The sequence below is a fragment of the Pedobacter sp. KBW06 genome (genome assembly GCF_003852525.1).
Taxonomy (GTDB): Bacteria; Bacteroidota; Bacteroidia; order Sphingobacteriales; family Sphingobacteriaceae; genus Pedobacter.
The window spans coordinates 310598-323853 of sequence record NZ_QAJL01000004.1; the positions used below are offsets into that span (position 1 = coordinate 310598).

7 protein-coding genes are annotated in these 13256 nt (G+C 42.9%); 1 reads left to right on the forward strand and 6 read right to left on the reverse strand.

From position 1 onward, the window contains the following. Positions 1-57: 57 nt before the first annotated feature. The 5 genes from DBR43_RS23605 to DBR43_RS23625 all read right to left on the reverse strand — a co-directional run bounded on the left by DBR43_RS23605 (position 58) and on the right by DBR43_RS23625 (position 8155). On the reverse strand, positions 58-726 hold the full coding sequence (locus DBR43_RS23605; RefSeq protein ID WP_124585463.1) for a hypothetical protein: 669 nt from the start codon (positions 724-726) through the stop codon (positions 58-60). 11 nt (positions 727-737) lie between these two features. Continuing rightward, positions 738-1808 (reverse strand): helix-turn-helix domain-containing protein, encoded by a 1071-nt coding sequence (locus DBR43_RS23610; protein ID WP_158622582.1) that lies wholly within the window; start codon positions 1806-1808, stop codon positions 738-740. A 216-nt stretch (positions 1809-2024) separates the two neighbouring features. Beyond that, a complete protein-coding gene (locus DBR43_RS23615) occupies positions 2025-3098 on the reverse strand; it encodes a helix-turn-helix domain-containing protein (protein ID WP_124585467.1) in 1074 nt (357 codons plus the stop codon). A gap of 188 nt (positions 3099-3286) precedes the next feature. Beyond that, positions 3287-4948, reverse strand: a complete 1662-nt coding sequence (locus DBR43_RS23620) for a RagB/SusD family nutrient uptake outer membrane protein (protein ID WP_158622583.1) — start codon at positions 4946-4948, stop codon at positions 3287-3289. 18 nt (positions 4949-4966) lie between these two features. Continuing rightward, positions 4967-8155, reverse strand: coding sequence for a SusC/RagA family TonB-linked outer membrane protein (locus DBR43_RS23625; RefSeq protein ID WP_124585471.1), 3189 nt, complete (start codon positions 8153-8155; stop codon positions 4967-4969). Between the two features lie 691 nt (positions 8156-8846). Here DBR43_RS23625 and DBR43_RS23630 point away from each other — a divergent pair. After that, on the forward strand, positions 8847-9542 hold the full coding sequence (locus tag DBR43_RS23630) for a hypothetical protein (protein ID WP_124585473.1): 696 nt from the start codon (positions 8847-8849) through the stop codon (positions 9540-9542). An 80-nt stretch (positions 9543-9622) separates the two neighbouring features. On the opposite strand, the gene DBR43_RS23635 is transcribed toward DBR43_RS23630, so the two are convergent. Beyond that, positions 9623-13168 (reverse strand): response regulator, encoded by a 3546-nt coding sequence (locus tag DBR43_RS23635; RefSeq protein WP_124585475.1) that lies wholly within the window; start codon positions 13166-13168, stop codon positions 9623-9625. Positions 13169-13256 lie beyond the last annotated feature (88 nt).

Below are 13256 nucleotides of genomic sequence, written 5' to 3' on the forward strand. Positions count from 1 at the left end.
AATAATTGGCTGAGGGATGTTTGGGAATTGGGAATATACGACAGCTGCGCGTAGCGATTATGCCTGCGTTTTTTTTAAAATCCGGGCTGCCTGGTAGCGAAACGCAAAAATCATAACCGTAAACATGGCAAAATAAATGATCATTCTCGGTAATAACCAACTGACCTTTCTTTTGGAAAGGTTGCTCGCATAGCTAAGTGTGATGAACATTACCGCAACCATAAAAACGAGAACAAGTACTGTAATCAGCATCTTCTTACCTTCCTGTGTGCGTTCTTTTTCATCTCCTCCATTGTAAAATAAGAGTAGTCCGGTATAACTAATCATTGAAATTTCAACACAAATATATAGCACCCTTATGATCAATAAATAATAGGCATCCCGAAAGGAGGAAGACCACAAAATCATCAGGTAAAACCCTATACCGACGATAACAGGCATCAGGTGAAGAAATAGCCTGTTTCTGTCTGGCAATTTTCCGGAAAGGGCATAAAATGAGAAATAGCATAGCGGGCCATAGAGCAGTCCAAATGGTGCTGCGGCATCTATATACCTTTGCAAGGGGAAAAACAGCTCACATATCAGTACGAAAATGCCATGAAAGAGGATCACTGCGATCCCAACATTCACCATCTTATCAAAAGCATTTGCTTTTCCTGCATGAAAGCTCAGGTACATCGTGATTAACGACAAAACAATGATGCAGGAGGTAATAAATTCTATCATCCGGGTTTACACTAGAGGTTACGGTATTCGGAGGGGGTACAACCCAACTGTTTTTTAAAATACCTGTTAAAGGAAGTTTTAGAATTGAACCCGCTTTTATAGGCAAGTTCTTCCAGCGTCAGGTCTACTACGGATTGATTGATGAGTTTACAGGCGTAGTCAATCCTAAAGCGATTGACATAATGGTAAAAATTTTCGCCAAGCCTTAGACTCAACAGCTGAGTGAGGTGATGTTTAGGAATTTTAAGCTCTTTGGCAAGGGTTTGCAAGGACAACTCCGGGTCTAAAAAAACCATTTGCTGGATCATGAGGGCATATAGATTTTGTTCATAGCGATCCAAAAGCGTTTCAGAAAGCATACTTTTTTGATAACGTTTAACCTCTCCTTCTTTAGGCTCCATCTCTGGGTCATCTTTGTCTGCCCCTATTGACATGAAGCCATTGATGGTATAACGAAAAACGAGGAGCACTGAGGTCAATAAAATAAGGTAAAGGAATCCGCTCACCGGCGAAGCATCCCCACTATTTCCATTATTTCCATGAACGATGTTGCTATAAGCGAAAATAACATAAATCACGGAGCCGATGAGCGTTAGAAAACCCAACCTCTGAATCAGTTTCCATTGTGCATGATACACTTCTTTGTTTTTCTGATGACTAAAAAAGAGAATATACAGTGCATAAAAAAGCAATGTCAGGGTTTTTAGCGTGTGGTGAGTGTGCCTTAGCCAGGAGGCATCGAGCCATACCGGATAGAGGCACCGAAGTATATAAAAAACAATCCCCAACAGGAAAGGAGTCAAATGAGCCATTATTTTCCGGGGACTGAGTATCTTACCGGATACTGCTTGTGCCGCAAAGTACAAGACCGGACCATAAAGAAAGGCAAAGGGTAAATAGAGTAAAAAGTCCCTCTCTAAGGAAAGCTGTTCAGCAGCAAAGAAGTAAATAACGTTGAAAAGGATACTTACCACATGGAGGTTCATGATTTGCTGAAAAAGACCATGGCTATTTCTTTTATAGCCGAGATATAACGTCACAAACGTTAAAATGAGAATGCAGCTGAGAACGTATTTTACCATTTTTATATTGTAACGCGTATCAAAAAAACATCCAAAATCACCATTAGGAGACATCTTTTCAGAAAGTCTGCCTTTATCTTAACCCTCAATTAAGCTGCAGCTCCGGGAAGGTGTGATTATCCGGCTCCATACGATTGCCGGAAGATCAGAAGTATTGGCTGGTGGCCTGGGACATTCGGCACCCCACGTAGGAAAAACGCCCCTTTTGGGAAAAAATCAACTCAGTAATCCAGTATTTTTCAGGTCGCGATAATCAGAAGGTGTAAAACCTGTTTTCTCCTTAAAATATCTGTTGAATGAGGTTTTCGAATTAAATCCACATTCATAGGCTAATGACTCTATCGTAAACTGAGCTCCTGCCTCCTCCAGAAGTGCCAGTGCATGTGCGATCCGATAGTCGGCAATCATCTGATAAAAGCTCTTTCCCAGGTAGACATTGAGCAATTGAGAGAAATGATGCTTCGGAATCTCGGTTTCCTTTGCCAACAACTCTAAAGACAGTGCCGGTTTAAGGTAGATCTTTGATGTTTCCAGGTGATTGTACAGCTTATATTCGTATGCTTTTAACGTTTCTTCTTCCAGGCTTGACCTGGAGTAACGTGAAGGCAGCAGGCTTTGGTGATAAGGCGCTGCAGCGGTCTTTTGTAATAAGAGACAGCGGAGCAGAAGTCCGACCACGAGCAATTGGGTTCCATACAACAAAGCCAAAGGACTAAATGCGAATTCAAGTTTTATCCACCAGGCATCCATCGCCAGCAAAGCGACAATGAAAGCCCAGACCCCCTCAATTACCACCAGCTGGCTGATCAAACGGTCTCTTTCAGGAGTTACTGCGGGCTCTATCCGCATTTTATACCAGGTAAAAAAAGCATAAAAAACTAAAGAAAGGGATAAGCTGAGGTGATGAAAAGAATTGATCATCAACCTTCGGCTGTTCCATTCTCCATCGTCTTGCGGAAGGCCATAAGTTAAGCTTGTATAACACAGGGTTAAGGAGAGGAAAGGGATACAATGGAGCAGGACCATCTTCGCAGTGATCTGCTTTTCTACGGCCGCTAAATACAGAAAATACAATAATGGTCCATATAGCAAGGCCATAGGACTGGCAATTTCGTGGATCAGCCAGTTGCTGATGAAATACAAATGAGTCAATTTATAAATGACGTGCAGAATGGAAAGTCCAAGAATAAGCCGGATGCACCTGTTAAAATTGTTTCCAGGTTTGCTGATCCGGAGCACAGCAGCAATTATTAGAATATGAAAACCTATAATTAAAAGTATAAATTTCATTATTTCGAGCGTAACGTCTAATTTAAGCGCAAATTTAAACAATAATATTCATTGAGTTACCCGTATTTCCCGCAAAGAAAAGATACCCGTATTTCCTGCAAAAAAAAGAGAAATCAGGAATATAATATAGAGAAGGCCCCTGTGAATTAACTCACAGGGGCCTTCTCGGATATTTTACCGGATAACAACTATTTGCTGTATCCAGGTGTTTGTGTCAGCACCCCTTTTGATAAGTCAATCTGACTTTGAGGAACCGGCATCAGGTACAGCTTATCTGTCCATACCCTTTCCTGAACCTGTTGATTGGCAACATTTTTAATGGTTTTCATTACCTCAGGTGCAATTTTCCACCTGCGAATGTCCATATATCGCTGTCCTTCCAACGCAAGCTCCACTCTGCGTTCGCTTCTGATCACGGCTCTCAGCGCCGCTTGTGAAGCATATTTGGAGCGGTCTATAACCGGCATTCCCGCACGTGTTCTGATCTTATCCAATGCATCGTATATTGTTGCGTCTGGTCCTGTCAGCTCGTTTTTTGCTTCAGCATAACTCAGCAGGACTTCTGCATATCTGATCAGAATTACATTGGCATGGTTTCCGATCTGGCCTTCGTAGGCAATCGGGTCTACCAGTTTACGGAAATTATAGCCTGTTTTTGACATGTTATTTCCTTGTTTCCAGGTAAAGGTAAATGTAGTTTTGCTCATGGCATTCCAGGGTGCACCATCAAATAAGATACTTGCATAAAAACGAGGGTCCCTGTTTTTATATTCATTGGCAAATGCCACTTTATCTGAAGCGTACCAGGCTGCCCGCTGCGCAGGATCTACAGGTATAACAGCTTCACCGGTTTTGTAATTGCCATAACTATCCACCATCGACTGTGTTGGTGTAACTGAGCTCCAGCCTCCCAGCGTTGCCGGAGGTAAATAGGTATTGAAAGAATTTTCATCCTTTTGCATGATTTGCTCACGGTTAAGGATCACCTCTTTATTTCCTTCATTCACCTGACGGAAAAGGCGCTCATAGCTTCTTAATCCCTTACGGAATTTCTCCTGATCTGTGGCATCAGCAAAGTCTACCCATTTGCTGTAATCGTCCTTAGCATCCGAAGGTTCTTCAGCAGTAGTGGTAAACAGGTCGTAACCCATTGTCATGACTTCAGCAGCAGCATCAGCCGCAGGCTTCCAGTCCCCTTCATATAGATGGGCACGCATTTTCAATGCCAGTACTGCACCCTTGGTAATTCTGCCCTTTTCGTTGGGTCTTCCTCCCGCATATGTTGCAGGTAGGATTTTAGCTACGGCATCCAGTTCCTGCAGGACAAAAGCAAGCACCTCTTTTTTAGGTGTTCTCGGTACATTTTCTTCTCCGATAGCCAATGTTTTAGTGATTAAAGGCACATCCCCAAACAAGCTCATTAGCCTGAAATAAGAGAAGGCACGTAGAAAACGTACTTCTGCCTCATACCTTGTCAGCAGCTCAGGAGCGATCACTTTTACCTTGTTTGCGTTTTCAAGGAAATAATTTGCACGGCGGATGTCAATATAATACCAGCCTGCATCTTCAGTTGAGGAGATTGTTCCTGCAGAAGTACTGCTTGCTGGTCCCTCCCATGCATTCTGAACATGGGCATTATCAGTTGAACCATCGTCGTAGACCATGTTATCACCCGGAAGCTTGGCATAGACTCCCATAACGGTTTCATAAACGTCCTTTTCAGTTTTCCAGAAAGTGACTTCAGAAACCTGATCCAATGGCGGGCGTTCCAGAAAATCTTTTTGACAGGCGGATAAAGACGTAAAAGTCAGTGCCGCTGTAAGTATATATATTGATGATCTTTTATTCATATTCATAATTTCAATTCATTAAAAAGCGGCACTTAAACCAAATGACCAGGTTTTAATCCCTGGATAACCTCCACGACCAGATAGCATTTCCGGATCAAAATCATTCAAACGCTTATCTGCAGTAAAGGTGAAGGGGTTATTTGCAGTTCCATATACCCGAAGATTGGTCATGCCCATCTTTTTAACAAAACTCTGCGGTAAGGTATAGCCCAGTGTGATGCCTCTCACCCTAAAATAAGACGCATTAAACAACCAGAAAGAAGAGATTTCATTGTAGTTGTGTTTCCCATCACCGGAGTTTAAAATACGTGGGAAGTCTGCATTAGGATCTGGATTTTCTTTAGTCCAGCGGTTTTCCCAGCCCTTCTTTACCCCAGCTCCGTTAAAGAACGGGAATGCTGCTTCTTCGGAAAGGTAGGCTTTCACTTTCCCCACGCCATAAGTCAGCACATTCAGGTCGAAGCCTTTATAGCTTGCACTAAGGTTGAAGCCATAGTTGAACCATGGAACATCATTTCCTATCACGGTACGGTCTCTGGAATCCCAAACACCATCACCATTTAAATCCTTGTATTTGATATCACCAGGTTTTGTATTTGGCGTCTGAAAAACGTGATTTGCCACGTCTGCTGCATCCTTGAACAAGCCATCAGCCTCATAACCGTAGAAAGAACCGATAGACTGACCCATTCTTTGAATAAATTTGCCATCAATAAATTCTTCCCCGTTACCCAATTTGGTAATTGAGTTTTTGATCACAGAAAAGTTTCCACCGACACTAAACTGGAAATCTTCGCCGATTTTATCGTTGTAAGCCAGGCCCAGTTCAAAACCTTTATTTCTGGTAGCACCCGCATTCACCAAAGGTAAACCCGTTTTTGTTCCGCTGGTTTCTACCCCAATTGTTAACAAGGTCGGAACACGCATTAACAGGTCTTTGGTATCTTTAATGTAATAGTCTGCTACCAGGTCCAGCTTTCCTTTAAAAAAGGTGGCATCTACTCCGAAATCGGTCATGTATACCCTTTCCCATGTTGCCAAAGGATTTGGTATTTTATTCTGGGATGTTCCACCCTGTGCATTGCCTTCGAAACTATAAGCATAACCTGTTTCCAGCATACTGTAATAATTGCCTATCGGAACAACGCCCTGATTTCCAAGAGATCCCCATGAACCCCTCAGTTTCAGATTGTCTACCCAACTGACATTCTGCATGAAATCCTCTTTAGAGACGTTCCATCCTGCTGAGAAGGAAGGAAATATCGCCCTGCGGATATCCTCACGAAAACGGGAAGAATAATCGATTCTGGTATTCGCTTCGAACAGATATTTACCGTTAAACACGTAGTTAAAGCGTCCAAAGAAGGAGCGGATGGCCCATTCCTGCTGTCCGGAACGATTGGCCTGACCATCATCATCCGAATTCATATCTTCCGGATTAGTGGAACCACTTCCAACCGTGGTCATGTCGTTGTTCGGGAAATTTTTTCTCCCAATAAAAGCATTCCTGATTACGTTATTTTCCTCACTTGCACCTACGGTTAATTTACCAAAATGTTGTCCGAAGGTACGCTCATAATCTACCGTTCCCTGAATCAGGAGTTCCTGCCTTTTACGCCAGTATTCCTTCATATTATTGATTTTCAAGGCCGTCGATTCCATTGGCGCGCCAGTAAGAAAATCATTCACCGGCGACAGGGTGCTTGTAAACTCCCAGGAATTGGAGTTGTAATATTTCAAGGAAGCCAATCCGTTAATGGAGAGTCCTTTCAACGGGGTCAGGCTTGCATTAATCGCAGTTTGCAAATAATTATCTTTATCCCAGGCACTTCCACCTTCTGCGAGTTTACGCAATTGGTTATTTCCGGCAACGTTAGGCACTGCCTGTCCGCCGTTACTGATCGATCCCCAATCACCATTCGACTGACGGGCCACGGTAATCGGCAAAGCACGGTTGAGCTCTGTCCATGACATTGCGGCTCCATCACGGCTAAAGTCCTGCTTGATAAAGGAGATATTTGTTCCCACTTTCAACAAGTCTGCAATCACCTTACTTTCGGTATTTAATTTACCTACGATCCTGTTTTGACTTTTTCCAGGAATCAGGGATTCCTGAGTCAGATAGGAAAGGCCTAAATAGCTACTGGTAATTTTGCCCGGAGAGTTGATGTTCAGATTGATGTCACTTTGCGGAGCTACTTCCCTTAACACTTCCTTATACCAGTTTGTATTTGGATAAAGATCCGGTTGTGAACCATTCCTGAATAAAGCAATCTGATCTGCGGTATATAGTGCTGCTCCTCCTGCATTGATCGCAGCTTCATTATAAAGTGTTGCATAGTCACCTGAGTTGACGTATTCTGGTAAACGGGTTGCTGCCTGCAAACCATAATTTGCATTGAACTGAATGGTTGTCTTTTCGCCACTTCCTCTTCTGGTGGTTACCATGATTACTCCATTTGCAGCTCTTGAACCATAAAGTGCAGCTGATGAAGCATCTTTTAACACAGACATACTGGCAATATCATTTGAATTCAATGTGGCGAATTCCTGTGCAGATGCCGGAATTCCATCAATGATGTATAGAGGGCTTGATCCTGCGGTAAGACTGCTCCTTCCGCGGATGGATACCGCTCCGGTATTGTTTGAAGTTCCGTCGGATGTACGGCCAACATCGCCGGGACGTTGTAAGATCGTTAGTCCGGGAGTGATTCCCTGTAAGGCATTCTGTACTGAAGTTACCGGCCTGTTGGCCAATGTTTTTGGGCTGATCGTGGCTACAGCCCCGGTCATACTCGCCTTTTTCTGGGTACCATAGGCTACCACGACTACTTCTTCCAGGTCATTACTGGAAGCGGTTAAGGTCACATTTATCGAAGCCTGTTTATTTACAGGAATTTCCTGAACTGTATAGCTCAGCATTTTAAATACCAGCACACCATCTTCAGGCACGCTAATCGAAAAATTTCCGTTGCCGTCTGTACTGGTTCCGCGACCCGGGTCTGATTTTAAAGTCACCGTTACACCTGGCAACGGCCCCTGACTGTCTTTAACAGTCCCTTTCACCACGATATCAGCCATGTTACGCTGCACATTAGGTTTTAGCATCCGGGGATTAACCGCAGCAATGTTTTCCTGCAGAAACAGGAGCATCACTGCCATTAAAACCCAGATCCCTTTAGTCTTAAAAAGTTGTTGTTTTTCCATTATGGGATTTGGTTGTTAAGAAATATTTAAGCCAATGTTACGTATAGTAATCCCTAAATGAAGGTCAATAAGGGACTTGGCTTTACGCAAACGGTTGTGTTTAATTAAGTGCCTGACGAAATATTTAAGGTCAATTAGCGGAAGCTAAATTTCAGGGGGCTTTCCCACAAAGAGGTATAATGCTTTAAGTCATAGGAATTAGGGTGAAAAGTTGCTAAAACCATTTTTGAAACATGAGAACCCAATATTTTATTTAAAAGAAAATAAACTGTCTAAAAGCCCAGGATTTCACGCAAACGATTGAATGCACTTCTAAGCCTCGTTCAGGCAAGGTTTTTCATTCGCTCAGTCCCCTTCATTTTCGTCACAAAATAGCCTCACAAACTCAAGTAAACTCAAACCTTGTTTTTTTCTCGGGATAGGATCAATAATGGCCAAAACAACAGCCACAAACTACTAAATATCTGAAAGTTAAATTCAGATACCAATTGACGGATTAAACAAAATGGTCAAATAATCAATAACAGCAACAAACTCGGAAAAGGCAAAAAAATCAGTCAGGCTATCAGTTAGTTACCGCCAAAAAAAGCTGTAATGACAATAATTTGACATAAATAATTCTATTAAACCTACTTTTGCAGCCGTAAATTTTACAGTTAATTAACATCTATTTAACATCAAACACACATTTATGAAAAAAGTATTATTATTTTTAGGAATGGCTATTTTTGGAGTAGCAGCACAAGCACAGGATTTCAAACCAGTTGCAGGTGACGTTACTACTGAATTTGGTTTAACAGGCGGTATCAACAACACAGATTTCAAATTGAATGATGGCGCTGCTTTATTGCGTTTCCGTTATTTCAACAAAGAAAAAGTTGCTTACCGTTTAGGTTTCAATGTAAGTTCAACTAACGATAAAACTAACGCTTATGGTGCTGATGCCAATCAAAAAGGTACTTTCACTCAAAAAGCAACTAACGTATTGATCAACTTAGGTATCGAGAAACACTTCACTGGTACTGACCGTTTATCTCCTTACGTAGGTGGTGATATCCTTTTCGGAACCGGTTCAAGAACAGAAACTTCTGAAAACACAACCAATAAAGGTGTTAGTTATACAAAAGACGTTTTCAACGAAACTAAAGGTCCAGGTTATGTATCTTTTGGTCTTCGTGGAGTTGTTGGTGCTGACTACTACATCGCAAAACGTATGTATTTAGGTGTTGAAGCTGGTTTAGGTCTTGTTTACGAAAAAGAAGGAAAAACTAAAACTACAGCTACTGCTGCTGGTGTTACTACTACTACTGAGCACAAATCAGCTGGAAGCTCTTTCAACATCAAACCAAGTGTAATCACTGGTGTTCGTGTTGGTTTTGCATTCTAAATAAAAAACTGATCTGATCAGTTTTACGATAGATAAGGCTGTCTGAGCGGTATGAAATTCATATCTTTCAGACAGCCTTCTTATTTTAACCAGTTTCTAAAAGCCTGGGCAATTTCTTCCTCCAACACTGGTTTGGATAAGAAATCATTCATTCCCGACAGGATACACTTTTCTTTTTCACCTTTCACATTTCCCGCCGTTAGCGCAATGATTGGCAATTCTTTCAGCAACATTCTCTCTCTGATGTATGCTGTGGCTTCATAACCATTCATTTCCGGCATTTGCACATCCATCAGAATGATATCCGGAACTTGTGTTTTACAATGTTCCAGGCATTCCAATCCGTTTGAAGCTTCATGAATTTCCGCATTGGGTGCAATTCTCCTGACAATCGTTTTGGCGAGCAGCATATTGATCAGGTTATCTTCGGCAATGAGCACATGAATTTGCTTTTTGCTTCCTTCCGTTTGCTCAGCAGGGCCGTTTTCCTTTGTTTTGTTAACCTGATACAAATGAGATAAGGCATAATACATGTCTCTCATTTTAACCGGTTTGACCAGGCGGCAGTTGATATCCAGCTCATCACAGGCACGAACCACGGTATCATCATCCGAAGAGCTGAAAAGCAATACGATGGGTTGCGTATCTGATTTGCTGTTAAACCGCTTCCGGATCTGTCTGATGGTTTCCAATCCGTCCATCTCCGGCATATGGTAATCCATCAGAATCACGTCAAACTGCTCTCCCTTAAGGAGCAATTCCATTGCCTGAAAACCATCTTTCACTGTCACGGAGCTAATCCCTCTGAGCAGGAGCATGTGTTCAATGATGATTCTGTTGTTCTCATTATCATCAACCACCAACACCCGTTTGATCATGGAAAGGTCGGTCCATTCGAGGGGCTCTCCCTCTTCTGCCTTCAGCCAAATGTCAAAGAAAAAAGTACTCCCATTCCCAGGGCTGCTGATCAGCTCAAGCTTACTCCCCATCAAACCCAACAACTGATTAGAGATCGTTAACCCGAGGCCGGTACCTCCATATTTTTTTGTTGTGGAGCCATCTTCCTGGGAAAAAGCTTCAAATATCTGATGTTGCTTTGCTAATTTGATGCCTATTCCGGTATCCCTCACCTGAAAACGAAACAAAGTCCGGTCTTCCACCGGCGCTTCCAATGCAACGATCTTTAGTTCTATCTCGCCTTTCTCCGTAAACTTTACCGCATTGCTCAACAGATTGATCAGGACCTGTTTCAACCTCACCTCGTCAGTCCATATAAAACGGGGCAGGTCTTCAGAGACGTTCAACAACATTTCCAGGTCCTTACTCTGCGCCTGATAAGTATTGATGTCAACAGCCTGACTTCCGAGTTCATAGAGGTCACATTTTTCTATATCCAGTTCCAGTTTTCCGGACTCAATCTTAGAGAAGTCCAGGATATCATTAATGATCCCTAACAGCGCATTCGCAGACTCATTAACGATGGTCAGGTATTGCTCCTGTGTTGGGCTTAAAACCGTTTTCAGCACCAGGTCAGTAAAACCAATGACTCCATTTAAGGGGGTCCGGATTTCATGGCTCATGTTGGCCAGGAATTCGGATTTCGCCAGACTGGCCTGCTCTGCCTGTTCTTTTGCTTTATGCAGCTCTCCTCTTTGTCTGCTGCTTTCGGTGATGTCCTGGGTAAACATCATGATCCCCCCTACAGATCCATCAAACTGATACCAGGGCCGGACCTCCCAGCGAAGGCACTGATCGTGATCCCAGCCCGTTGGCCGCCAGATGTCCATATCTTTTTTAAAGACCTCTCCTTTCAGACAACTGCTGTGAATGTCCTTCCATTCCTGAGTGATGTTAGGAAAGACCTCATAGTGAGATCTTCCAAGAATTGGTGTTTCTTCCAAATGGTATTCTTCAATCCAGCGGTTACTTGCTGCGATGTACCGCAATTTCTTATCAAACATCGCCACAGCTGCCGGTGCATGGGTAACAAAGGCCAGGAGCCTTGCTTTTTCTTCAAATAAGGCAATTTCTGCCCTCTTTTTCCCGGTGATGTCCTGAAATGTACCGAAGATTTTCTTGCGGTTTTCATTTTCAAATTCCACATGTCCCAATGACCTGACCCAACGTTCATTTCCCTTTGCACTGACCATCATCAGTTCAAGGTCCCATGCTTCTCCCCTGGTAATGGCGAGCGACAGCGCCATAGCGATCTTATTTCTGTCCTCTCCTTCTTTATAAAAATGAAGGGCAGTTTCCAGATCAGGTTCAAAATCGTATTCTACTTCATGTATTTGTTTAGTCACCTCAGACCAGGTCACTTTATTTAGTCCTACATCCAGGTCCCATCCACCGATCTGTGCCATGCGGTTGGTCTGCTCCAGCATCTTCTTGGTCCGGTCCAGGGCCTGCTCCAGGCGGTGCTTCCCTGTAACGTCGATAGAGTTCACAATCACGTATTGATTGCCTCCCGGGCCTGATTCTACCAAATTATTATAAAGCCAGACTTTATGAGAACCATTTTTATGAAGGGTGGTCATCAGTCCGGATGAAGTTCTGTTGTGCTTAATTTCTTTCAGGTAAGTCTGCAAATGCGGATGGTGTTTTACAGGGATGAGGTCAGACATGCTCATCTTACAGAACTCTTCTGTCGTATAGCCCAATAACGCTGCACCTGCAGTATTTACGGCTTTAAACTGACCGTCCAGATCATGGGTACACATCAAGCCCTGAGAATTCTCAAAAAAGGACCTCAGGTTATGTTCACTTTCTTTAACCTGTGCTATCCTCAGATTTTCTTCTGTGACGTCCCTTCCTATTGCAAATACATTTTCCGTACCAGGCTCCGGAGTAACGGTCCATTGGAGGGTTCTGTAATCTCCATTAAAGGTTCTACACCTTGCGGAAAAATTAGTATTGTTCTCTCCGGCGGACAACTTTTCCAGCGCGATGAGGCTAGACTGCAAATCGTCGGGATGAATAAAAGTCAAAAGGCTGTTGCTGAACAGGTATTCCTTATCCCAACCCAACACCTGTTTAAAGGCGGGGTTGACACGTCTGAGGAAGCCATCCAGGCCAGAAATACAAATCAGGTCATTAGACAATTGATAAAACTCATCAAAAAAACGGCTTTCTTCTGCTTTTCTTCTCTGCACAATTAATGCCATGGCTTGATCAGCCAGCAGGGACAGTGCATTTTTTTGCATCGCAGTCAACACTTTCGGTTCAGGACTCAAGACACATAAAGAGCCAAGCGCATATCCGCCAGGGTCTACCAGCGGATATCCGGCATAAAACCTAATGTGTGGGTCTCCTTTTACATGGAGACTATCTTTGAATCTTTCGTCTCTGCTGGCATCTTCTATTTCGAAGATCCCGGGATTTAGAATCGTATATTGACAAAAAGCAAGTTCTCTCGGGGTTTCCGATTCCTGAATTCCTACTCTGGACTTAAACCATTGCCTGTTTTCATCAAGCAAGGTGATCAGGGAAACCGGACTTTCGCAAATTAGGGAGGCCAGTTCTGTAATCCTGTCGAACTCCTTTTCTGCTCCGGAATCCAACAATCCATAGCCTTTTAGTGCAAGTAATCTTTCCTTTTCCTTCTGTGGGAGATTGGGTATTTTCATAGGGATGAATTCTCTCAAGGGCAATGTTCTTTGCGCTATAACAAATATAACATTACCCCATTAATATCCAACCCATTCGGGATGTTCA